The organism is Ruminococcus flavefaciens ATCC 19208 (assembly GCF_000518765.1).
Lineage (GTDB): Bacteria > Bacillota > Clostridia > Oscillospirales > Ruminococcaceae > Ruminococcus > Ruminococcus flavefaciens.
The window spans coordinates 1-26,084 of the sequence record NZ_JAEF01000006.1 but is presented as its reverse complement, the minus strand read 5'-3'; the positions used below and the strand labels follow the sequence as shown (position 1 = coordinate 26,084).

Below are 26,084 nucleotides of genomic sequence, written 5' to 3'. Positions count from 1 at the left end.
GCTGTATGTCTAAAATACTGATAGCAGATGATGAACCTAATATAGTTACACTTATAAGCCGTTATGCTGAGCGAGAGGGATATGATGTCACAGCTGTTTCCGACGGAAGGCAGGCGATAGATGCCTGTACAAGAGATGATTTCGATATTATAGTCATGGACGTTATGATGCCTGACACGGACGGATTTACTGCCTGTAAGAAGATAAAGGAATTCAAGGATATTCCTGTGATAATGCTCTCGGCAAGAGGCACGGAGTTCGATAAACTGTTTGGTTTTGAGGTCGGTGTTGACGACTATGTTACAAAGCCGTTTTCTCCTATGGAGCTTATGGCACGTATTAAGGTCATACTGAGCCACAAAAAAACATCAATACCGTCTGACGATAAGCTCATCAGTATTGACGGCATAGTAATAGACACCCTCGGAATGACAGTTACGATTAACGGAGAAAAAGCTGATCTGACCGCAAAGGAATATTCGCTTCTGCTGCTTTTTGTAGAGAATAAAGGTGTAGTTCTCTCACGTGACAGGATACTGAATGAAGTCTGGGGATACGACAGCTTTGGAGTTGACAGGACAGTTGACTGGCAGATAAAGCTTCTTCGCAGCAAATTAGGCGAATACCGTGATTGTATCCGTACCATACGAGGGGTGGGATATAAATTTGAAACGTAAAAAAAGAACTTTTCAGCGTAAACTGCTTGGCTATTTTATGTTTTTTACTGCTGTTGTTTTCGCAGTGCTGTGGTTGTTGCAGACAGTGTTTTTGCAGCGTTTCTATAACGGTATGATAATAAAAAATACAGTTGCTGCTGCCGATAAAATAGCTTTAAAGAGCAATTCATGTGATATAACAGAGTATATAGATGATCTTTCACGGGATAATTCAGTTCTTGTTTTTATTACAAATACCGATGGAAATATTCTGTACAGCTCCGATGAGTACAAGAAGGGACATAAAAATCGTAATATTGAGACTGATATGCTCAAAGAAGAGTTTAAGGGCGGGCGCGGACATTACAGAGAGCTTCCCGAAAACTACGATGAATTTCTGAATAAGCTCACTGCCTCGGACGTCAATGAAGCTGAATTGCAGACTGATGATCTGTATGTTTACGGAAGATATATAGATTTTTACGGCAGTGATGACAAAGTTGTGCTTTATATCGGTACAACACTTAACGCGGTTGGTTCTGCTGCCAGAATAATAAGAGTGCAGCTTTTGTGGGTAACTCTTTTGTCTGTTGTCATTAGCCTTGTGCTTGCATGGTTCATGTCAAGAAACTTCTCACGGCCCGTTGCTCAGCTTACCGAAAAAGCTCACAAGCTCACAGAAATAGACAGTGATATCATTTTCCATGAAGGTTTTTGTTCAGAGCTTGATGAGCTGAACACAACTCTTGATAATACGGCGGAAAAGCTGAAAAAGTCGCAGGAGTTTCAGAACGAGCTTCTGGCGAATGTCTCACACGATCTGCGTACTCCGCTTACAATGATAAAAGGCTATGCAGAAATGATAAGGGATATTTCCCGTGAGGATGAAAAGCAGTGTGCAGAAGATGTTGCTGTCATCGTTGAGGAGTCTGACAGACTCACTGCACTTGTCAATGAGATACTTGAATATTCCGAACTTCAAATGACAAACAGCGAGCTTGAACTGAGTGATTTTGACATCAGTGAAACTGTAAATTCTGTTGTTGACAGTTTTGAGAAGCTGTATTCTAAGGAGGGCTTTTCTTTTGAACGTGATATAGCAGAGAATACATATATCAGAGGGAATGCTTCAAGACTGCAAAGGGCAGTTTATAATCTACTGGACAATGCTGTACGTCATGCAGGTGAAGATAAGTGGATAGGCATAAAGCTTAAAGCTGAGAACGGAAAGGCAGTGATCGAAATATCTGATCATGGTGAAGGAATTGCAGCCGAAGAACTTAATCGTATATGGGATAAATACTACACCAAGCGTCAGCGTCAGGGAAATGGGATTTCGGGTCTTGGACTGGCTATAGTTAAGCAGACAGTGTCAATGCACAAAGGTAAATGCGAGGCCAGATCCGAGATAGGCAAGGGCAGTGTATTCAGCATCATACTTGACGTTAAAGAGTAATATAAAAAGATGTAAGAGGTTCTGCTCTTACATCTTTTTTGTTTATAACATTGTATATCCGCTTTTTTATCTAATTGAATCATGCGGCATCTGCTCCATATCTCATTCCTGCGAACCAGTCCACTTGATCGTTGTGGATATAATTGTGTATATCAGTCAGGTGCAATATCTTGAAATTATCTGTAGACTTAGTTATGGTGTAAGTCGGCATCGCATCGTTATACTCTATCTTATGCGTGGAGGCGTGATGTACACTCTTATACGCTGCTTAATTATTTCTTTTTTCAGCGGACGGATATCGAATGCCTCGCTCTGCTTGCACCACTTATCCGCACTTTATTTTTATCAATAAGGGTATTCCTTTATCTTTTATATAATAATATATACATTGTGTCAAGCAATCAGGAATAATACAGTAAAAATCATAAATTTGCAAATTTCTAAGGACTCGATCATTTAAAAAATGAAGTTTTACAGACTATAATAGGCCATTTTTGTACATTAGAACTATATACATTTGAACTTTTGATACTGTGAGAGAAAAATTTTTTCAGAAAATGTGTTACATTTTCTGATCTTAATACGATTATTATTTATGTACGATCGATCTTATACATAACAATTATTTCAGAATTATCAGAAGGAGAATATCAAATATGAAAATGAAGAAAACTATTGCGCTTTTGTCCGGTCTTGTAATGGCGCTGCCATGCACACCATGCGCTGCTTTTGCCGCTGAAGAGAATATTGAGACAGAAACAGCCGACACAGTTGAAATAATAGATGAAGTCAACGAAGATACAGAGGTGCAGCATCTGTATCCCGCACCTGCTGCATCACAGGCTGATACCGCTGCAGCGGAGGAAAATGACGATTATGAGCTTCCGTCAAAATTTGATCTGCGCACCAATGGTCTGGTGTCATCTATAAAAAATCAGGGTGAATACGGGACCTGCTGGGCACACGCTGTGCTCGGCAGCCTCGAAACTGACAGAATGGCTGAAGACCCGCATATTGATCTTTCGGAACGTTATCTCGGTACATATATAGTATCCGAGGAGTACGGCGACGGTACGATCGAATTCGGTTCGGGAGCAAATGCAGGCGACGCACTGGGGCTGCTTACCAACTGGATAGGTGCAGTTTCCGAATCCGTTGCACCTTACGATGTGGAATATACATCTGATCTTTCAAGGAAGGAATTGCAGAAGCAATCCGAGCTTCATGTTACAGGCGCACACTGCTTTGACTTCTTTGACTATACTACTTATGAGAGAATACCCGAGAATGACCTTTTCTTTTCAAATATCAAAGAAGTAAAAAAGGCTATATGCAATGGACACGCTATTTATCTTACAATGCGTTTTGACGAGGACGATTCTTATAATTACTTCACAAACGCAATGTATAATCCGCCTTCTTCTTCCTTATCTATTAATCACGCCGTTGCGATAGTAGGATATGATGACGATTATTCGGCGGATAACTTCAACACATCTCCCGGCAAGAACGGCGCATGGCTCATAAAAAACAGCTGGGGCGCAGAAAAAGGTAATAACGGATATTACTGGGTATCATATTATGACTATTCTATCAGAGAAATGCAGTATTTTGATGAAGCTCCCATAGAAATGCACGATCATCTGTATTCATACGATGACTGCGGTGTAAGCGGTCAGTTCGGCATATCCGAGGAGGGCGATACCTGTACATATATCTCAAATGAGTATACAGCGGAAGAAAACGGATTTATCACCGACATCATGCTCAACTGCTGTGTTCCCAATGATGAATACGAGATCACTGTTTATACCGATGTTGCAGATGCCGATGTTCCCACATCAGGCGAGGCTCACAGTACAACTGTCGGTACAATGGAGCATATGGGCTATCAGACTGTAACTCTTACAGAACCCGTTCATATCAGCGAAGGCGAAACTTTTGCTGTAGTTGCAAAGATCAACGGCGAACAGGGCTACCATATAGCCTGCGAATATGCCTTCAACAATCACGGAGAACCTGTTGGCTACACCGATCATACCAATAACCTTACCGCTTCTCAGGCGCTTATCAGTGAAGCAAAGATCATGAAAACATTTGCTGAAAATCAGAGCTTCTTCAGTTCTGACGGACAGAACTGGACAGATCTTTACGAAAGCTATGATTATGACAATCTATTCATTACAGGCAATCTTTGCCTCAGAGCTATGACCTGCTATGAGGGAGCTGTACATTTCTCATCATACAGCGACGCTCTTGCTCCCGGAACCGAGATATCTCTCAGCTGTGCAGACGGAAAGGATATCTATTACTCTGTAGACAACGGCGAATACCAACTCTACACCGTACCTGTTACCTTCACAAAGGATATGACCATTTCAGCATATGCAGAAGGTGACGAGGATAAAGTCTTTTCAAAGCACTATTCAGAAAAACACGCAGAGATCGCCAATATGCTTGTGACAGCAGGATATAAAAAGTTCTATGTTGATGCTGAAGAAAATACAGATATAATCTTACCTGTCGAAGCCGATCAGGTCACACTGCTGCCTATTCTGAACGGCGTTCTTAACGACGGCGAAACTGTTACAAGCTCCTATGAAGAACGCACCTATCAGTGCGGTATGGACCCGTTCACTGTCAAACTGACAGCTGAAAAGGAAGGACTTCAGCCAACAGAGTACACATTCAGATTCAAGAAAGAATGTGCTGAATCATTCACAAACGGTATATGGGTACCAAGAAATGCAAAATCATGGTACTATTTCAGTGAGGACGGCAAGACAGGCTATCATATCGACAGAGTTACAGGCGTTAAAACCGAATTCACATACACCATTGCAGATAATAAGCTCACAATAACAAGCAAGGACTCAGTCCGCAAGGGAGCGATCTCATCAAATTATCATACTGCACAGGTACAGTGGGATAACGGAGATACAGACTTCATCGACTTATGGTATAACGATGAAGAAAGAGCTCCTTTTTATACCAACCCACAGCTTTGCGAATATGCAAAGAAGTATATGACCGAATTGACAGGCGAAGAACCTGTATCCGTCAAAGCTGATTTTAATGGCAATAATACTATTGCCATTACCGTAAAGCTCGCATCAGGTCAGGAAAGAACTTTTTACTCCAGCGGCGACAGTCTGATCTGCACAGACCAGAACGATTATATCATTGACCTTGAAAACGTTCCGCTGGACACAGGCGTCACCGCTTTCAAGCAGGGTATATGGAGCGTAAACGCAGGCGAAACCTTCTTATATTACATATATTTTGACGCAAACGGAAAAGACTGCACTATTTTCACTCCATATGACGGAAGAGTTTCAAATGTAGGATTCAGCCTTGAAAACGGTCAGTTAAAAATTGATCACGGTTACGGTGAGATCGAAAGGGCAGCCGCTACAGTCTGGGAAGACAAAGCTTCTCTGAAGTATATTTACGGGGCAACCGTTGAAATGAAATACATTTCAGATGCAACTCCCGAGAATTTCCATTACCTCAGCAATAACGAAATATCAGAGCTTATTTCCAATTATTATGAAGCTTCCTTCTGTAAGGAAAATCCATATATCGACCTTAGAACAGAAGATGACAGATATGTGACCGTATATTATGTCGACAAGCCTTATTACCTCGATCAGATGTCAGTAATTCCATTTTATCATATTGATCGTCTGACAGGTGAATGCACTAATGAAAACGGTGAAATAATAGATCTGTATCATCCTTCCGAAACTCAGCAGACTTATTTTAAGAGAGGTCTCTGGAGATGCGATGACTTCAGCGGCTGGGGCAATGACGGCTATTTCTGGTGCAGCGGCAACGACGGAACAGTAACTTATTTTGAGTCAAGAGAGGGTGCACAGACAGAATTCAAGTACAGATTTTCTGAAGATCACGGTATTGCTTATATAGGTGAAAATAAAATATATTTCAGCCTTCAGGAAATAGAAAACGATACCCTCTTGTCGTGGACAGATCAGGAAGGTATGTGGCATGAATTAAGGATCACCTACGTAAAACCAATCGAAAAGAACGAAGTAAAGTTTTATACATTCAGTCAGCTCGAAGAAATGGTTTTAAATGATTTCATTGCTAAAAACGGCGAGGGCAACTACATAGCCTTATCAGCACTCACCGATAACGGATACGTAAGGATCGGTATAAGAGATGAAGATTTACATGATTTTATAGAACTATATACTATTGATCCTTTTGACGGAACAGGCTGCACCGAAAGCGGCGATTACGTTTGTTTGGTTGAGAACAATAAAAAGACCGACTCTGTTTGTGATCTGATATTGACACTGCTCGTCAATAAACTGAAATTCTGGCTTGATTTATTTTGTAAATTTTTCTGAGCTAATATAATTATTTAAAATCAGTGACTTTGTTTTCCTGAACAAATCAAATTACAGAATACTAAATGAAAAGTGCCGTCAGTTAAAACGGCACTTTTTATATTCATTTTGTTCAGCGGTGAACACATCTTATTTGTTTATAAGTTTTCTTTTCATAATACAAAGATCGAATACATCAAGTATGTTGTCTTTATACAAATCTGCTGCTTTCCAGTATTCAAGGGGTTCGTCTGAAGGATTTATCAGCCATTTCTGAAAAGCAACAATATCTGCAATATTAAATGAATTGTCTCCGTTTACATCTCCCTCGGCAATGTTTTTGACTTTGATTGTAATGTCGGCTGAATTGTTTATGGAAGTATGATTGATTTTGAAGTCTGTCATATATCTTTCGGGGAGATATTCGTCATTGATCCATAGTCCCGGCCAGCGAATATACTCATCTATAATGGAGTAGTCATCACAAACGTAATAAGGATTATTTCCTTCGCTTTTGGTGCTTATTGTTTTTCTTTCTTGTTGGACGAGATCGGAATAGGCTACATTGGATAAATCAATAAGCTTTCCTGTGTCTTCATCGACTATGCTCACACGTACTGTTTCAGGACAAAGCTCTTCCTCGTTTTTCCATTCTTCACCTGTATTCCTGAACTCTGTTTTAGGAAGCGCTATCTGAATTATGTCCAGTCCGTATGTATTCTTTATATGTGGACCGATAACGGAAGTGAATAATATATACAGCTTATCGTCTTTATAATATATCTTATTCAGTAAAAACTCAGTAATTCTTCCCTTATATGGGTCGACATATGTGTTCAGCAGAAGAACGTTATTTTCAAAGAAGCTGTCACTGTATTTTTCTGTGAATTTATTCACAGCATTTTCAGTAAGAAAATCGGATAGAAATTTTTTTAATTCATCACATGAGCTTACAGCTGCCGAGTTTGGTGTAAATGTAACACTGCTGATGACCGAGTCTTTAAGGTTGCCGGAATCCTTGCTGAAGTTATCATACGAGAATTCGGCTTTATCGGATAGGTTATATATGCTTCGTTCTATCTGAGAAGGCTCAGGAAGTTTGATCTCCTCACCGATATCAAGATAATTTACATACAGTTCACTGTTACTTCGATAGGAATCAATACAAAGAGATACGTAATCAATGTTACCAATGTTAAAGCCTGCTTCCTCCCATGCTTTGATGTGATCCTTTATGTTTACTGTACTATTAAGATGTGTGCCTTTTCTGTCTGATATCTGATCGTCTTTGCGCAGGCTTATTATATCATGATATGCTGTGGATTCGATGATGCTGCCGCCAATGTCATAATCTGCGTGGAATACGTCGTATAATTCATAGGTACAGCCGCCTATTTCTGCTGTTGCAGCAGGCTGTTTATTACCCGACGGTTTATATCCGCTCCATGCATCAATTATGTGGAATCGAATTTTATTCTCAGTATCTTCACCGAAAACGGATAAAATGCAGTTGCCGTCAAAATATGCATCAGCGTCATAGTTTACATAATAATCGGGAATATCTGAGGCAGCTGGTTTATCTTCAAATTTTCTTCCTTTAAGGCAAAGTGCATCAGTAGTTTCATGCATTGTTGAATGAAAGCCGTTATTTTCAGTATTTTCAAATTCGAAGCTGCCGTAATCATCTTGTTTCCATGTGTCATATATATATCCGTCGATCTCTGAATAATTGGCAGCCGCTGCTGTAAGGCGGATTTTGTCGCTTAAAGTGTATGGGAATGTTCCTAAAAGACTGACGCCAACAGTAAGTGCAGCTATCAGTTTTGTAATTCGATTTTTCATATTGAACGCTCCTTTGCAATATATTTTATAGCAGTTGCTAATATACTAATATTATAAGAAAGAGAGCTGAAATACAAGTAGATTATTGCTGATTTTTGTCAGTTTACAGCTAATTATGTTATAAGTGTTGACAATGAGAAAAATACGGTGTATAATACATTTTAGGACATAAATATATAAACGTGATGATCCTTTTTTCGGGGGGAATAAGTATTAAGAAAATACTGTTGATTTTATTAAGGCTTCTGTCAATACCCTATGTGTATATGGTATTGATGATAACTCTGGTGCTTAGAAAGCCGACTTATTCTCATAACGTCAAACCGCCGTTCTGGGAAATAACGGAGCTTATAAACGGCAATGGGAAGCTTCTTTTTGATATCATAGGAAATATATTGATGCTTTTGCCTTTAGGTATCCTATTGCCTCTTTGTTTCAGAAAGGCAGATACTCCGAAGAAAATCGCTTTGATTGGCTTTATTGTTTCTTTACTGATTGAGGTAACTCAGCTTATTACTACGCGCGGCTATTTTGAAATAGACGATTTGTTCCATAATACGCTCGGAGCATTAATAGGTGCATTTATTGGCTGTTCTGCTGCAAAATGGATATACTCAGATGATAATGGGCATCAGAAACAATAAAACAGCTCCCTTTTACAAATACTCATAAAAGGAAGCTGTAATTTTTATCCTGCATTGACGCGGTTATAGTTTACATTGTAAACCATGCTTTCGTCAGGTTTTTCCATTTCTTCAAAGATATCCTTCAGCATCTCATCAATTCTTGCAAAATACTGCTCCATGAAGAAATTGATTATATTCTGCGGATCCTCAAAGCCGTTATCCTTTATAAATTCCTGTATCTCATCATCGCTTTTCAAACACGGGATTGTTATATAATCCTGATTATCAAAAATATCCTCGGGAAGAGAGGAAAGAGACAAGTAGATGGTCTTTTCCGGAAGAAATTTGCGTAGTTGAGAAATGAAGAATTTTACTTTACTGTTATCATTCATAAATATCACCTCAGAAATAAAATTGATAACCTCTGTTTGCATTAAAAAAATATAATAGAATAAGGTGTAAAAAAACGATAAGAAATTACAGTTTGGAATAATCAATGCATTGAGTAATGCTTAAAATTTATATTGATATTATACCACGGCGGTTCAGAAAAATCAATAAAAACTATTGTATTTTAATAAAAAACAGTTGATTTCACAAGAAAAGTATACGCTGATTGTCGAAATTGAATAATGAGACGAAACAAATAAATTTACAGACTGTAAATTTTTGAGCGAGCATAATTTTTTGTATTTTTTGAGTTTTGTGCGGATCAAAAAATATTTGTCAGACAACAGTGCTGAAAGAAAAACAAAAATGCATATAATTATATATATAAAAAATATATATCTTTTGGAAAAATATTTAAAGTAATAATATGGCGGACATAGAAATGACAAAATTACATGATGGATAATTTCAGAAGGAGATAAAAATATCCTGTCGAAATATGACGTAACAATTCTTGGCACTTAAACGATGTAATAGCAATATTTGGTCATCTGACCACATGATGTTTTTAACAATTTGAATACTGGAAACTTTACCTTGAGTGTAAGAATTGGATAATATTACAAATAGTGTTTTTTGCTATTGACATAGTCATATAATTATGATATAATAACACGAAAAATTACGAACAGTAACCAATCACTTTTAATGTACTATATGTTATAAAAATGCGCTTTGGCAAAAAAATCAACTAAATATGAAAGGTTCAAATATTTTTTGGGAGGAAAAAACATGAAAATTTCATTTTCTCCACCTGATATTTCATTTCTTGAGATTCATGAGGTTTGTGAAGCACTGAAATCAGGTTGGATAACAACGGGACCGATGACAAAGCGTTTTGAAGCTAACATTGCAGATATGCTCGGGGTAAACAAGGCTTGCTGCCTTAATTCCCAGACTGCCTGTGCTGAAATGGCATTAAGACTGCTCGGAGTAGGCGAAGGTGATGAGGTCATCACAACTGCTTACACATACACTGCAACTGCTGCTGTTGTATGTCATGTGGGCGCAAAGCTTGTTCTGGTCGATACAATGCCTAATAGCTTTGAGATCAATTATGATGAGGTCGAGAAAGCAATAACCGACAAAACTAAGGTGATCATTCCTGTTGATCTTGGCGGTGTACCTTGTAACTACGCAAGACTTTTCCAGATCGTTGAAAGCAAAAAGTCTTTGTTCAAGCCAAAGAATAAGATACAGGAAGCTATCGGACGTGTTGTCATAAGTGCCGATACAGCTCACGCTTTCGGTGCTAAATGGCGTAATATGTACGTCGGAAATATAGCCGATTTTTCAAGCTTCAGTTTCCATGCAGTTAAAAATCTGACTACTGCTGAGGGCGGTGCACTTACATGGCGCCCTATCGACGGTATATCTGATGAGGAGATATATCATCAGCTCCAGCTTTTCAGTCTTCACGGTCAGAGCAAAGATGCATTGGCTAAGACTCAGCTCGGTGCATGGGAATATGATGTTGTCGGAACATGGTACAAGTGTAATATGACGGATGTTGTTGCAGCTATCGGACTCAAGCAGCTCGAAAGATATCCTCGTATGCTTGAATTGAGGCATCAGATAATCAATTACTATGATGAGGCTCTCAATGAGATCGGTATCGAGACTCTTCAGCACTATACTAATGAGTACACATCTTCCGGTCACCTCTACATAACAAGAGTACCTAATATCACTTTAGAGGAAAGAAACGAGATCATTCAGCGTATGGCTGAAGAGGGTATAGCAACCAATGTTCACTATAAGCCTCTTCCAATGCATACAGCATATAAAAATCTTGGATTTGATATAAATGATTATCCAAATGCGTATAATCACTTCCAGAATGAGATAACTCTTCCGCTTCACACTTGTCTTACCGGTGAAATGGAAAACTATGTTATCAGTAATTATGTAAACATAGTAAAGGATTACCTTTGATACTGCGCCGCTGGGAAGATCTCCCTTCTTTTATGAGAACGGAAGAGGTAAGACCGTATTGGGAGATTTTATGGAAAAAGCGCAGACATCTTGCTGTTAAAAGAGCATTCGATATCATCACGGCACTTTTTCTGCTGCTTATCGCCGCAGTTCCTATGGTCGTGATCGCCGTGATGATAAAGCTTGATTCAAAGGGACCTGTACTGTATCGTCAGGAGAGAATAACTACATACGGAAAGCGCTTCCGTATACATAAATTCCGCACAATGATCGCAAATGCCGAAAAGGTGGGTACTGCTGTTACAGTAAGTAATGACAACAGGATCACCCGTGTCGGATCTTTGCTGCGCGGATTGCGTCTTGATGAGCTTCCTCAGCTTATAGATGTCCTTCAGGGAACTATGAGTTTTGTCGGTACACGTCCGGAAGCATCTAAGTATGTAAAAATGTATCGTCCCGAATTTTTTGCTACGCTGCTTATGCCTGCGGGAATAACAAGTGAAGCTTCTATCAGATATAAGGACGAATACAAGCTTTTAAGTGTTTCCGAAGATGTTGATAAAACCTATATAGAGCAGGTCCTTCCAGGGAAAATGATCTGGAATCTTAATTCTATTGAACGTTTTTCATTTTTCCGTGAGTTGCTGACTATGCTCAGAACAGTCATGGCTGTTTTAGGAAAAGAATACGATTGAGGAGTTTGTCAGACATGGTCACCATCAGAAAAATGTCGGCGTCGGAACAGGGAAAAATCAGGAAACTGTCAAGGCTTCATACTCGTGCTTTTCCTGATTTTTTCCTCACACAGCTTGGTGTGGGATTTCTTGATGCTTTGTATAAAGGATACCTGAATGATGAAAGATCGGGTATAATAGTTGCCGAGGATAACGGCAGACTTGCAGGATTTATTGCTTATTCCTATGATTACCCGAATTTCTACAAGGGACTTATAAAAAATCATCTGTTCAGATTTGCGTTCTGTTCGATGGGAGCTGCTATAAAGCATCCTTCGTTCATTAAAAGACTTCTGGGCGCTTTCAAAAAAAGCGATTCGGTCGTCAAAAGTGAAAAATATGTTGAGCTTGCATCTATTTGCGTTGACCCGAAAATGGGTAAGCAGGGTATAGGTTCAAAGCTTATAGATCACCTTAAGGGTATGGTGGATTTTAATAAATACGCATATATCAACCTTGAAACAGACGCAGTAAACAATGATGATGTAAACAGATTTTATGTAAAGAACGGTTTCAAGCTGGCAAGAAGTTATTTCTCCTCTGAGGGAAGAAAAATGAACGAGTACAGATTCGGAGGATGATATGTCAGTGAAAATGCTTTATATACTTAATCTTGCGGAAAAAGTGAATAATTTTTCATATTCCGCAATGGTTGCTGCACAGAAGCTGGGCATCGAGTTTTCAATTGCTGGAAACTGGAATTATCCCGATGATGCAGCAAGAAAAGCTGATGAAAAAAAATACGGTATAAAGATCTATCAGGTCGATTTTATTCGTGCTCCATATGATCCTCGGAACTATAAGGCTTATCGTCAGATCAAAGCCATAATGGAGCGGGAAAAATTCGACCTGATACACTGTAATACACCTATCGGCGGTATTACAGGAAGAATTGCTGCCAAGAAAACAGGGGTAAACAAGGTCATCTATCAGGCGCACGGCTTCCATTTTTATAATGGAGCACCATTTGTAAACCGAACACTTTTCTATAACATAGAAAAGCATTTTGCAAAGTGTACCGATGTTCTTGTTACCATAAATCATGAGGACTTTGAAGCTGCAAAGGCTTTCAAGCTGAAAAAAGGCGGTAAGCTTCGCTATGTTCACGGAGTTGGTATTGACCTTTCGGTATATGATCGTATAGGAGAGTACAGAGAAAAAAAGCGTGAGGAGCTTGGTCTTGCGCAAGATGATATCGCTGTTATTTCGGTTGGCGAGCTCAACAGGAATAAGAACAATATCACGATAGTACAGGCTATGGCGGATATCAAAAATATGCACCTGCACTATTATCTTTGCGGCGTAGGTCCCGAGGAAGCTGCGATAAGAAGTTATGCTTCCGAACACGGATTGACTGACAATATTCATTTTCTCGGATACAGAAACGATATCAAGGAGCTTTTATCAGCCTGTGACATCTTTGTAATGCCTTCTTTCAGAGAGGGGCTGTCTCGCTCCCTTATGGAAGCTATGGCTTGCGGACTGCCATGCGTTGTCTCTAAAATAAGAGGCAACACCGACCTTATACAAAAAGGCGGCGGACATCTTTGTTCACCTGATTCCTCAGCAGAATTTGCGGAAGGGATAAGGAATTGCCTGACATCAGACAGAAAAAAAATGGGTGCAGTAAATATGCAGTCAGTAAAGAAGTATGACCTCAGCATTGTAATAGCTGAGTGGGAAAAGATCTATAAAGATGTATTATAAGGAATTGTTGTTATGACCAGAGCGGAAAAAGATGTATCATTCAGCATATCATCGGTTTGCTTTCTGATATATTTTCTATTAAAGCCGTTTTATCTTTTTGACAGCGGTACACTTCAGCCGGGAGATTTTTTCCTGCTGGTGTCATTTGCTTTTCTTATATATGAGAGAAAAAACGGTCTGAAAAATGATGATTACATATTCGGTGCATTTCTGATATGTATTATAACTATAAATTTTATATATTTTCTGATATTTCAAGCCACTGATTTTATAAAATCCTGTCTTTACTACATATTCAATTATATTGTTATACTGTGTTTCCGGCATTTTATGTATAGTAGAAAATGGCTGAATGCACTTGGGATAGTATGTAAACTCAATCTTTTGATACAGCTTGCTATATTCCTGCTTCACAAGGGAAAATACTGGGAAGGCACTTTCAGATATATGGGAACATATACCGATCCTAACCAGCTGGGATTTGCTATAATTTCCACATTGTCAATACTCTTCCTTCTGAAGGATAAATGGAAATACCTGTTTGTTCTTGTTGCAGGATTGCTTATTGTCCAGACTTCATCAAGCGGTATGCTTATAGCACTTCTGATACTTGTATCACTTGATGGAATGATAATGCTGAAAAGATCAATGGATAACGGCGGCATAACATACACCGTATTATTCCTTATCATACTTGGAATAGGCGGAGTTATCGCTCTTATCCTTTTAGACGTTATCCATATAGACTGGGATCATTTCCGTGTTTCTGACAAGCTGAACAGCAATAAGTCAGTATTGCAGAGCTTTATAAATGACCGAGCACTCAACGTAGCTCAGGAGCATCCCGAATACTTCCTGTTCGGATACGGAGAGGGCTTCCAGTTCCCTAGATACGGACACAGTGAGGAAATGCATTCAACATGGATCTCTTTATGCTATTATTACGGAGTTCTGCCGTTCTGTGTGCTTCTTGCATGGATATACTCGAATATAAGACATATCAAGCTTGAGGTCGTTCCGATATATTGTGCGATATTCCTTGAGGCATTTACTCTTGTAAATCATCGACAGGCTTCGTTCTGGATGATAATCCTGCTTGCAAATGTCTGCTGTCAGAGTGACAGTGTTAACGAATATAATGATGAATTAGAAATTGAGGAGAAGAAAAGTGCGTGATTGTTTAGTGACGGTATTTTGTCTCGCTTATAACCATGAGAAATATATCAGAACTACTTTTGAGGGGTTTATTAAGCAAAAAACTTCGTTTAAATTCAAGGTACTTGTACATGATGATGTTTCAACAGACAGTACCAGAGATATAATCAGAGAATATGTTGAAAAATATCCTGATATTTTTGAAACTATACTTCAGGAAGAAAATCAGTACCAGAAGGGTATTGATATTGAAGATGAGTTTATTTTACCATTGATAGACAGCAAATATGTTGCCGTATGTGAGGGCGATGATTACTGGACTGATCCGAATAAGCTTCAGTTACAGGTAGATTACATGGAAAAGCACCCTAAATGTACTTTGTGTGTTCATAATACTGAAAAAATATTTGAAAACGGCAATTCTACAGGTACGGTATTCAATCCTTCCCGAAAGGAAAAGAATTATAACTTTGATGATATTATTCTTTCCGAACCTGCTGCATATTTTCATCTCAGTTCATTTTTGTGGAGAAATGATACTTTGAGGAGAAAAAATCCTGCCTTTTCAATGGACGGTATCGGTGATTATCCTATGGCACTTTATTTTGCTTCCATCGGATATGTCCACTATATACCAAAAGTCATGTCAAGCTACCGGCTAAATGCTGTTGGTTCATGGTCGTCTATGATGGATTCCGATATCAAGAAAAAGATAGGTCAGCATAAAAACATTATCGAAGGCTTTAGATCAATAGATGAATATACAAAGCATAAGAATTCTGCTTCTATCCAAAAAGCTATAAACCGTGAGAATGCAAAGATCATGGTTTTTGAGAAAAAGTATTCTTCTCTTGTGAAATCACCGAAATGTATTGCCGCACTATTCAGAACAATGACTCATAAAACAGTCAGAAGGATATATGAAAAAGTTCAGGCGGTGCATGGCAGATGAGCAGAGATACAGTAGTAAAAAATCTTTTCTGGAGACTTGGAGAGCGTTTCGGCGCAAAGATGGTACAATTCATAGTACAGATCGTCCTTGCAAAGATGCTTGCTCCAAAGCTCATGGGTACAATAGGCCTTATTCTTGTCTTTATTGAGATATTACAGATATTTATCGAAAGCGGACTCGGAAATGCTCTCATACAAAAGAAAGATGCGGACGATCTTGATTTTTCGAGCGTTTTCTACTTCAATTGTCTGATATGCGGTGTTGCGTATCTGCTGATGTTTTTTGGAGCACCTTTCATAGCGGACTTTTATGAAAAGCCCGAGCTGACACCGATAATAAGAGTAATGAGTCTTGTACTTATTGTTTCGGGCATGAAAAATGTTCAGCAGGCTTATGTCAGCAGGAACATGTTGTTCAAACGTTTTTTCTTTGCAACACTGATCGGTACTGTCGTTGCTGCTATTGTGGGGATCACAATGGCATATACAGGCTTTGGATTATGGGCTATCGTAGCACAGAACCTTGTCAACATAACGGTAGATACCATGATACTCTGGCTCACCGTAAAATGGCGTCCGAAAAAATGTTTTTCTTTTCAGCGTCTGAAGTATCTGTATTCCTACGGCTGGAAGCTCTTTGCTTCGTCACTCATGGAGGTAATTTACCTCAAGCTCAGAAACCTTATAATCGGAAAAAAATATTCTGATGAAAGTCTTGCTTTTTATACCTATGGTGAGTATTTCCCACAGTTCATAACGAGTATACTCAATTCTTCATTGGACAGTGTACTGCTGCCGTCTATGGCGAAGGTACAGGACTCCCGTGAGAATGTAAAGAGCATGACAAGACGTTCCATAAAGATAGGCACATTTTTGATGATGCCTTTCATGGCTGGCATCATGGTATGTGCAGCACCTCTTGTCAGGATCGTTCTTACAGAAGACTGGCTGCCTGTAATTCCTTACCTCAGGATACTTTGCATCTCATATGCCTTTATGCCGATACATACAGCAAATCTTAACGCTATAAAGGCTATCGGCAGAAGTGATACATATCTTAAGCTTGAGATAATAAAGAAGATAGTTGATTTTATTGCAATAATCGCAACTATGTTCATATCTGTAAAGGCTATGGTCTACGGAATGCTCGTATCTTCGGTTATAAGTCAGGTAATCAACGCATGGCCGAATAAAAAGCTGCTGAATTACAGCTATCTGGAGCAGGTTGCTGATATGATACCTCAGATAATCGCATCAGCAATCATGGGAGCTATTATATATCTTGTTAACCTTTTAGATATCTATTATATACTGATGTTGGCTATTCAGGTTCCACTGGGCGTAATAGTATATATTATCTGCTCAAAGCTTATGCATATCGACAGCTATGAATATCTGATTGATACTTTAAAAAGTCTGTTAAAGCGAAGGAAGGATAAAAAAATATGAAAAAACTTATGATACTCGGCGGATCGTCGTTTATAATCCCTGTTATAAAAAAAGCACAGGAGCTTGGCTGCTATGTTATTACCTGTGATTATCTTCCCGATAATGCAGCGCACAAGTATTCCGATGAATACTGCAATGTAAGCGTTATTGACAAGGACGCTGTACTTGAAGCAGCAAAAAAGCTTGAAATAGATGGTATAATCTCATTCGCCTGCGATCCGGGAGTTGTGTCAGCTGCTTATACAGCTGAAAAAATGGGACTTCCATTTCAGGGACCATATGAGTCGGTAAGGATACTTCAGGATAAGGGACTTTTCCGTAAATTCCTCACAGATAATGGATTCAATTGTCCTCATTCGAAGAGCTATACCGATAAAAAAGCTCCGTTCAGCGATATCGACTTTTTTGACTGGCCTGTTATCGTAAAGCCTGTTGACTCCGCCGGAAGCAAGGGCGTTACAAGAGTAGACGATCCCGAAAAGCTTTCGGAGGCGATTGAGATAGCGCTGGAGGCAGGACATAACGGTCGCTTTATTATTGAGGATTTCATTACCTTCAAGGGCTTCCACAGCGACGGAGATTTCTTTACAGTCGACGGAAAAATAGTGTTCGGACCTTTGGCAGATCAGCTTTTCGACAAGGATGCTGTTAATCCTTATACTCCTTCGATGCTGATATGGCCATGCTCTATGACAGACATCGAAAATAAGACACTCCATGATGATCTTCAGAGACTTATGGATTTACTGAATATGAAAACAGGCATATACAATATAGAAGCTTGTATCGGTTCAAACGGAAAAGCATACATAATGGAGGTTTCTCCGCGCGGCGGCGGATGCAGAATAGCTGAAATACAGAATATGGCATACGGAGAGAATTCTGATCTTATTGAAAATGAGATCAGAAAGGCTGTCGGACTCCCGCTTACAAAGATTGTGGAAGATAAGTGCGACGGTCATTGGGTACAGATAGATATACATTCAACAAGTGATCGTGAGGGGATCCTGAAGTCGCTTACCATCGATCCCGAAATAGAGAAGAAATACGTAAAATACTCTATGATAACCGCAAAGCCCGGCGATGTTGTAAAGCCTTTTACGGGTGCAAATATGACATTGGGTGATCTGTTCATGAGATTTGACAGCCGTGAAGAACTTGATGAAGTAATGTCTCATTCGGAAGAGTGGGTTAATATCGAACTTGAGGACTAAACTGTTTTTTTATTTATAAAAACAGGCGGATACATTAAATTTGAGACCTTTAATGTCAGATGTTCTGTAGCAGACGAAAATGATGTATTATATGGTATTATAAGTCTGATAAATATAGATTGGCTTAATCGGAAGTATTGAACAGCGCGGCAAAGGTAGACTTTAAGAAGAAAACAGGGAGTTAAAAGAAAATGAATGATAATATTTTAGTTACCAGATCTTCTATGCCCGATTTTGAAGAATACTGTAACGAAATAAAAGGTATGTGGGACAGTCACTGGCTCACAAATATGGGCGAAAAACATATGCAGCTGCAAAGTGAGCTTGAGGAGAAATTTGACGTTCCTCACGTTACACTTTACACCAATGGTCATCTTGCTCTTGAAAATGTGCTTGCTGCAATGAATCTTCCAAAGCACGGTGAGGTTATAACATCTCCCTTTACTTTTGCTTCAACTACTCATGCTATTGTCAGAAACGGACTTAATCCTGTTTTCTGCGATATCAATGATACTGATTATACCATAAATACTGATTTGATCGAAAGGCTCATCACAGATAATACCTGTGCGATCGTGCCTGTTCATGTGTACGGAAATATCTGCGATGTTGAGAAGATACAGAAAATAGCTGATAAATATGATCTGAAGGTCATATATGATGCAGCTCATGCCTTTGGCGTAACATACAAGGGCATAAGTGCTGTGAATTTCGGTGATGCTTCTATGCTCAGCTTCCACGCAACAAAGGTATTCAACACCATAGAGGGCGGCGCAGTATGCTTCAGTGATGACAGTCTCGTTCAGAAGCTGAACGATATGAAGAACTTTGGTATTCACGGTCCAGAAGATGTTGCGTATATCGGCGGAAATGCCAAGATGAACGAATTCCAGGCTGCTATGGGTATATGCAATCTCAGACATATTGATGACGAGATCGAAAAGAGAAGAAAAGTTGCAGAGCGTTACAGAAGTCATCTTGAAGGTATAAGCGGTATAATCCTCTGTAAGCCACAGAAGGACGTAACTCCTAATTACGGTTATTTCCCTGTTGTATTCGATGAAAAACAGTTCGGTGCAACAAGAAACGAAGTATTTAAAGCACTTGCAGATAACGGCATAAATGCAAGAAAGTACTTCTATCCTATATCAAATACCTTTGAATGCTTCCACGGTAAGTATGATGTTAATGAAACCCCTGTTGCTTTACATATAAGCAAGCGTGTGCTTACACTTCCTATGTATGCTGATCTCAGTGAAGAGATCGTTGACAGAATATGCGATATAATACTCAGCCTCAGAAAAGCTGACTGAATACCATAAAAGTAAAACCCTATTATTAGAAAGGCTTAAATCATGAAGAATGATGAAAGAAATTTGATTAATTTTAAAGAGATTTTTTCGCTGATATTCAGAAAATTATGGCTGATAGTCTTATTTGCCGTATGCGGAGGTATAATCGCTTTCTGTATATCCAAGTATCTTATATCACCTAAGTATGAATCACATATCAAGCTGTATGTTCAGGCGGACACTCCTGTTGTTACCAACGGAAACTCTAATGAGAACAGAAATGATGTAGATAACCTGAAACAGCTTACCAATACATATATAGAGGTACTCAAGGACGATCTTGTTATGCAGGAAATAGGAACAAACCTTATGACAAGATTCGGATATGATATAATAAGCAAGGTTTTCACTGTTAATGACGATAATACAATACCAGCAAGCCAGCTTCGTGATACGATAGATATTGAAAGTGTTCCGGATACACTCGTTCTCAATATGCAGGTCACGACCAAGGACCCTGAAGTTTCTGTAGCAATATGTAATTACTTTGCTTTATATTCCGATCTTTACCTTAAAAAAGCTATCGGCAACGGCTGTAAAGCACAGTATATGTCGTGGGCACAGTATAACGGTGTTCCTGTATCGCCGAATATGATGAAGAATACTGCTCTCGGTGTTGTTTCAGCAGTGCTTTTAGCTCTGCTCATTATATTCCTGATGGACTTCTTTGATGATTCTGTAAGAGATGTTAACACTCTTGCCAGCAGATATGATAAGGCAGTTATAGGTGAAGTCGGACACTTCAAGAGCAAGAAAAAAGGCGGACTGGTCAGCTTGTTTGATAAAGCCGTTCCGTTTACAGTTGTCGAAAACTATAAAGCTATTCGTACAAGTATTATTTATTCACTTTCATCTTATGAAAATAAGGTCATCTCTGTTTCGTCAGCAGAACCATTTGAAGGAAAATCCATTAATGCTGCCAATATTGCGATTACTCTCGCACAGGGCGGTAATAAGGTGCTCCTTATAGATGCAGATCTCAGAAACCCTGTTCAGCATGAGATTTTCCGTACAAGCGAAAAAAGAGGTCTTGCAAATGCCCTTTTGAATATTTCGGATCTTGATAAATATATAAAGAAGACATTTATGGATAAGCTTGATCTCCTTACAGCAGGTGATGCGGTATCTAATCCGTCTGAGCTTGTTGCGTCAGAGAATATGGATAAGGTGCTTGAAAAGCTCCATGATAAATACAATTATATTATAATTGATACGCCTGCTGTTAACTATTTCACTGACTCTGTCGAGATAGCGAAAAAAGTTTCGGGAATGATAATGGTTGTAAGAAATCATGAAACTTCAGCTGCTGATATTGATGCAGCAATAAGCAGAATAGAGTTCTTTGAAGCTAATATGTTAGGCTTTGTCCTTAATGATAAGACAAAAAATAAGAAATATAATAAGTTTATCGTGCCATCAAGAAATGTTTCGGCACAGAATAAGATGACAGATGCTCAGCTTAAAAGCCAGAACAATGTTTCATCAGAAAGAACAAGCAGCAGTAATAAAAACAGAAGTGCAAGCGCCAGCAGAGCAAGAAGATAAATACTGAGCTGTAAAGATTAATAACAGGTATTTATTTTTTCAAAGGAATATTTATCGAAAACAGTGATATACGCTTTTGAGCAAGCGGTATATCGCTGTTTTTTTATAAAAGAAAAGTATAATACATTATTGAAATAAAAGGCTTTCCATGATATAATATGCTTGACAGGCAAAAAATCAAAAAGGAGTGAAAATATGAAAAATGTGTTCAAACTAAAACAATGCTTTAAACGTACTGCTGCTGCAATATGCAGTGCAGCTATGCTTATGACCATAGTCAGCTTCGGAAAAAGCGGAACTGCTTATGCTGCTAAGGTTTCTGAATCAGTATCAGATGAAATAGGACTTGTTGGAAATCTGTTCTGCATTTCTGACGAGAACAGTGCAGACCATGCCGAGCTTCAATGGGCGACTACGTTGTCAGCTGACAGCTTTACGCTGTATCGTTCAACAGATCCCGAAAATGATTTTGTCTCTGTCTATGAGGGCAGTGGAACCTCATATGAGGACGATGATATGGTGATGGGAATGACGTATTATTATCAGCTGAAAGTCACATCAAAGGGCAAGGAGATGTATTCATCTGTTAAGTCACTTACGCCTTGTATTCTTCCGTCAGGACTTAGTACATACGATAACCAGAAGGGAAGTAATCTCGTCTATGATACAAATGGCTATAAGGTAGGGAATACCTACTATAGCTACGTGCTTAAAAAGCATAATGGCAAGGACGATATCTATCTTGCTGAAACAACGTCCAGTGACGGCAAACACTTCGGAAATGAGCGCAATGTTGCAGGCAGCTCTCAGAACTCTGCACTTGAAAGCTGCAAGATCGAGTCAGTACATATAGATTATATCCCTGAGAAGAATAAAGTGGTAGTATGGGCACACTGGGAAAAACCAAGCGGCTACAGTGACGGTAAAGCACTGGTCATCACAGGTACTCCGGGCGGACAGTTCACAGTGCACCATGTATATAATCCTCTCGGAATACAGGTGCGGGATATGGCTATATTCTTTGATGATGACGGAGCAGGATATCTTATAGCTGCCGCCAATAAAGAGGGGCAGGGCGCTAATGCGACTATGTATATATTCCGTATGAATGATGATTACAGCGATGTTACGGAAGTCGTTACAACCCTTTTTGAGGATCAGTACAGAGAATTCCCTAATCTTATTAAAAAGGACGGATACTATTTCCTGTTTACTTCTCAGGCAGCAGGCTGGTATCCCAGCAGCGGAGCTTACAGCGTGACAAAAGACCTTAAAGGCAAGTGGAGCGAGCTTCGCAGCATCGGCAATACCTCAACTTTTTCATCACAGTCTGGCTGGATAGTGAATATGCAGGACAAAAATTATCTCATGCACGCATACCGCTGGCTGAGAGCTTCATCTACAAGCGGCACTACGCTGTGTCCGCTGTATTTTGATAATGGATTTGCATTCTATGATTATTGTCCGTATTTTAAGTACAATACGTCAACAGGTGACCTTTATCCTGTACAGCAGGGCGAGCTTCTCTCTCAGGACAGACCTGCTTCATCATCTCTTGCTGCAAAAAGTGAAAATTCTCCTGCGAAAGCCTTTGACGGCTCATATCAGAGTTCGTTTACAGCTATCGGCGATTATAAGAAGTGGCCATTTTATTTGCAGGTCGATCTTGAAAGAGTATGTGAGCTGTCTAATATACAGACTTCGTGGTATATCTGCAAGGGCTCTGAGGGATATTACACTTACACTGTTGAGGGGAGTCTTGACGGTGTGAACTGGACAAAGCTTCTGGATCATACCGACAAAAACAGCGAGGTCGTAAGCAAGACATACGGCTTCAACAGTGATATGCTGTCGGGCAAGGCACGGTATGTACGTCTTAACGTACAGAATGCAACACTCCAGAATAATCCCAACAATAACTGGTATACTCCTACGGTGTATGAGGTCAAGGTATTCGGAAATCCAATAGGCTCTGCTGAAAAGCCTAAGCCATATGTGGATATTGATTTCGAGAACGGAACAGGAAATCTTTCGCTTAACGGAGGCGCTGCGGTAAAGCAGGACGCTCAGAAAGGCAATATTCTTTACTTGGACGGCAGCGATGATACATACGGCGAATTTCCAACAGGTATGCTTGACGGCTTGCGTGATTATACTGTCAGTATGGACATAAAATCTGAATCCGAAGGGAATTTCTTTACCTTTGCCGCAGGAAAAAACGATGAGAAGTATGTATTTTTCAGAGTGGCAAAGAAACTATTCCGCTTTGCAGCGACCACTGATTCATGGCGTGATGAAACAGAGCTGATTTACGATCTTAACGGTACAGAATGGCATAACTATACGCTTGTTGTAAATGGTGCAGATACTAAACTGTATCTGGACGGTAAGGAAGTTCTCCATACCACAGAAACTCATGGTCAGATAGCAGATATGGATTCAGGAACGAGCTGTTATATCGGAAAGTCGTACTATTCAGATGACAGCTGTTTCAGGGGCAGTATCGACAATATAAAAATATATAAATGCGCGCTCAGTGAGAATGAGATCAGCGGAAACGATGATGCCAGAGGAGATGTAAATGATGACGGGACTTTTTCTGTTGCCGATCTTGTGACTATGCAGCAATTCCTACTTGGAAGCGGCATACTGAAAAAATGGGAAAACGGAGATCTTTGTAAGGATAACGTAATAGATGTATTTGATCTCTGCATTATGCGTAAACTAATAATCAGCTGATTAATTGAAACCACTCGTTTTACGGGTGGTTTTTCTTTATAGAAAATAGAGAACATTTGAGCTTCTTTTCTGATTTCAGGCAAGATACAGCCAATTAAAAGCAAAAACTGAATAGAAATCCATATTTTTGCGTGATATAATAAAATAGATTTAAAAGTTTTGCTAAAACAGCCTTATTGATACTTTCAACAAAAAGTTGAATACTTAGTTGATAAAATTCAGATGTATATTTTGAACGCACTAATTCATATGGAAAAGCTCGATTTTAGGTATTTTTTTTATCAAAGCAGTGTATATATAAATGTTACCAAAATGTAAATTTCATCTGTTAGATATTGCATTTAGAGTAAAATACATATATAATACACTATAAGCCTTAACGGCTAATGATATTTAAAGGAGTAAAAAGTATGAAAATCAAAAGAATCATTGCTGCAGTAATGGCTCTCGTGCTCGTTGGGGGAGCATATCCATTTAATACAGCAAACAACACAAACATCGTCATAGCAGAAGCTGCTGATTCAACAGCATCGCAAAGCAATGTAATTGTAAGTAATGGTATCAAGTATACCATTAAAGGTGACACAGCGTCTGTTACAGGATTTACAACAGGATTTGACCAGAATGCTGTTATACCGGCTGAAGTAGACGGCTGTCCTGTAACCAAAATAAGCAGCAAGGCTTTTATCAATTCAGGTATTGAAACACTTGTATTGGGAGAAAATATTGAAAGCATAGAAAGTAATGCTTTTCAGAATTGCCCATTACTTACTGAAGTAACTCTTAATGATAACTTGAAAAGAATTGAAGGCTATGCATTTCAGGATTGCGTAACCCTTTCTAAAGTTAGTGGCGGCAGCAATATTGAATATTTTGGTTTTATGGCTTTTGAAAGCTGTGTAAAGCTGTCAGATTTTGAGCTTGGTGAGAAAGTCAGATATATCGGTGATTCAGCATTTGCAAGAACAAATATCAAAGAGCTTGTTATTCCTGAGAGCGTTAATACGCTTTATGACTGTCCTGTAGGTATCAGTCCTGCATCATCGGATCCTATGTACAATGCTAATGCAACTGTTATTATCAAGAATCCTGAATGCAAGTTGGAGATAAACAGCGTCAGCAAAAAAAGCAATTGGGATAAGTGTATGATCGTATGCGATGATGAGTCAAAGGCTCATACATTTGCTGATGAGTACAGTGTAAACTTTTGTACACCCGAGCAGTACGAGAACGGCGATTATGATAAATTTGAACTTTCAGAGCTTGATGAATTGGAATGCCTCAGAAAGTATGGAATGTCATTTGAAAAGTGCGATGGTGGTCTTGCAGTTTATTACATTACTGTTCAGAATGGCAATACAATTACTATACCTGATGAAGTTGGCGGTTTACCTGTTGTAAAGTGCGAGTTAAACACTCCTTCTGCAAAACCTCATGCAGTAACGCCTATGGCTGTTTATAGTGGAATTGAGAAAGTAGTGATCGGCAAGAATGTAAAGTTTATCGGTGATTTGTCGTTCAATTCTTATATTAATTTAAAAACTGTTGAAGGTGGAGAAGGCTTGGAGCGTATTGGCTACGGTGCATTCTGTAGCTTACAAAAGCTTGAAAGCTTTATTTTTGGCAGCGATCTTAAAACAATTGATAATATTGCCTTTGCAGGCTGTGTAAAATTAGGTTCTCTTGAATTCCCTGACAGTCTTGAATCAATTGGCGATAGTGCATTTTCAAGCTGTATAAGTGTTAATAGTGTAAAATTCGGTAAGGGTCTGAAGAATGTTGGAAGTTCAGCTTTCAGCGGATGCAATTCTGTTAAAGAAGTTAAGCTATATGAAGGTCAGAAAGAAATTGTGAGCGATGCTTTCAGCAGTGCTGTATCGTTTATAACAGAAGAAACTTCAAGTAAAAATGAGTCCAAGAT

The 26,084-nt window shown here is 39.1% G+C and carries 18 protein-coding genes; 16 read left to right on the top strand and 2 right to left on the bottom strand.

Annotated elements, in window-relative coordinates:
• Positions 1-5: 5 nt before the first annotated feature.
• The 3 genes from L870_RS0100090 (at position 6) to L870_RS0100080 (ending at position 6,485) form a co-directional block, all read left to right on the top strand.
• Positions 6-677: a response regulator transcription factor gene (locus tag L870_RS0100090; RefSeq protein ID WP_028516374.1), complete on the top strand. Its 672-nt coding sequence runs from the start codon at positions 6-8 to the stop codon at positions 675-677.
• Complete coding sequence (locus tag L870_RS0100085) at positions 667-2,112, top strand: sensor histidine kinase (protein ID WP_028516373.1); 1,446 nt, start codon at positions 667-669, stop codon at positions 2,110-2,112. The genes L870_RS0100090 and L870_RS0100085 overlap by 11 nt, the downstream gene beginning before the upstream one ends.
• A gap of 656 nt (positions 2,113-2,768) precedes the next feature.
• Positions 2,769-6,485, top strand: a complete 3,717-nt coding sequence (locus tag L870_RS0100080) for a lectin like domain-containing protein (protein WP_028516372.1) — start codon at positions 2,769-2,771, stop codon at positions 6,483-6,485.
• Positions 6,486-6,614: 129 nt separating this feature from the next.
• On the opposite strand, the gene L870_RS0100075 is transcribed toward L870_RS0100080, so the two are convergent.
• Positions 6,615-8,306 (bottom strand): dockerin type I repeat-containing protein, encoded by a 1,692-nt coding sequence (locus tag L870_RS0100075; RefSeq protein WP_028516371.1) that lies wholly within the window; start codon positions 8,304-8,306, stop codon positions 6,615-6,617.
• 185 nt (positions 8,307-8,491) lie between these two features.
• Here L870_RS0100075 and L870_RS18140 point away from each other — a divergent pair, with 185 nt between their 5' ends.
• A complete protein-coding gene (locus L870_RS18140; RefSeq protein WP_051411265.1) occupies positions 8,492-8,950 on the top strand; it encodes a VanZ family protein in 459 nt (152 codons plus the stop codon).
• Positions 8,951-8,994: 44 nt separating this feature from the next.
• Here the strand turns inward: L870_RS18140 and L870_RS0100065 are convergent, their stop codons facing one another.
• A complete protein-coding gene (locus tag L870_RS0100065) occupies positions 8,995-9,324 on the bottom strand; it encodes a hypothetical protein (RefSeq protein ID WP_028516370.1) in 330 nt (109 codons plus the stop codon).
• Between the two features lie 790 nt (positions 9,325-10,114).
• Here L870_RS0100065 and L870_RS0100060 point away from each other — a divergent pair.
• The 12 genes from L870_RS0100060 to L870_RS0100005 all read left to right on the top strand — a co-directional run.
• The gene (locus L870_RS0100060; RefSeq protein WP_028516369.1) at positions 10,115-11,317 is read left to right on the top strand and encodes a DegT/DnrJ/EryC1/StrS family aminotransferase; all 1,203 of its coding nucleotides are present in this window, start codon (positions 10,115-10,117) and stop codon (positions 11,315-11,317) included.
• A 32-nt stretch (positions 11,318-11,349) separates the two neighbouring features.
• Positions 11,350-12,012 (top strand): sugar transferase, encoded by a 663-nt coding sequence (locus tag L870_RS0100055; RefSeq protein WP_207637701.1) that lies wholly within the window; start codon positions 11,350-11,352, stop codon positions 12,010-12,012.
• 14 nt (positions 12,013-12,026) lie between these two features.
• Complete coding sequence (locus tag L870_RS0100050) at positions 12,027-12,632, top strand: GNAT family N-acetyltransferase (protein WP_028516367.1); 606 nt, start codon at positions 12,027-12,029, stop codon at positions 12,630-12,632.
• 1 nt (position 12,633) lies between these two features.
• Positions 12,634-13,758, top strand: a complete 1,125-nt coding sequence (locus tag L870_RS16125) for a glycosyltransferase family 4 protein (protein WP_037270683.1) — start codon at positions 12,634-12,636, stop codon at positions 13,756-13,758.
• A 330-nt stretch (positions 13,759-14,088) separates the two neighbouring features.
• Positions 14,089-14,934: a hypothetical protein gene (locus tag L870_RS0100040; RefSeq protein ID WP_155250117.1), complete on the top strand. Its 846-nt coding sequence runs from the start codon at positions 14,089-14,091 to the stop codon at positions 14,932-14,934.
• A complete protein-coding gene (locus tag L870_RS16120; RefSeq protein WP_051411263.1) occupies positions 14,927-15,865 on the top strand; it encodes a glycosyltransferase in 939 nt (312 codons plus the stop codon). Before L870_RS0100040 ends, L870_RS16120 begins: the two co-directional genes overlap by 8 nt.
• Positions 15,862-17,313, top strand: coding sequence for a lipopolysaccharide biosynthesis protein (locus L870_RS0100030; protein WP_028516365.1), 1,452 nt, complete (start codon positions 15,862-15,864; stop codon positions 17,311-17,313). Before L870_RS16120 ends, L870_RS0100030 begins: the two co-directional genes overlap by 4 nt.
• Positions 17,310-18,527, top strand: coding sequence for an ATP-grasp domain-containing protein (locus L870_RS0100025; RefSeq protein WP_028516364.1), 1,218 nt, complete (start codon positions 17,310-17,312; stop codon positions 18,525-18,527). Before L870_RS0100030 ends, L870_RS0100025 begins: the two co-directional genes overlap by 4 nt.
• Before the next feature lie 191 nt (positions 18,528-18,718).
• Positions 18,719-19,840: a DegT/DnrJ/EryC1/StrS family aminotransferase gene (locus L870_RS0100020; RefSeq protein ID WP_028516363.1), complete on the top strand. Its 1,122-nt coding sequence runs from the start codon at positions 18,719-18,721 to the stop codon at positions 19,838-19,840.
• 42 nt (positions 19,841-19,882) lie between these two features.
• A complete protein-coding gene (locus L870_RS16115) occupies positions 19,883-21,424 on the top strand; it encodes a tyrosine-protein kinase domain-containing protein (protein WP_051411261.1) in 1,542 nt (513 codons plus the stop codon).
• 195 nt (positions 21,425-21,619) lie between these two features.
• Complete coding sequence (locus tag L870_RS0100010) at positions 21,620-24,163, top strand: LamG-like jellyroll fold domain-containing protein (RefSeq protein ID WP_028516362.1); 2,544 nt, start codon at positions 21,620-21,622, stop codon at positions 24,161-24,163.
• 410 nt (positions 24,164-24,573) lie between these two features.
• Positions 24,574-26,084 (top strand): leucine-rich repeat domain-containing protein (locus L870_RS0100005; RefSeq protein ID WP_028516361.1); only part of this gene is annotated, 1,511 nt, incomplete at its 3' end.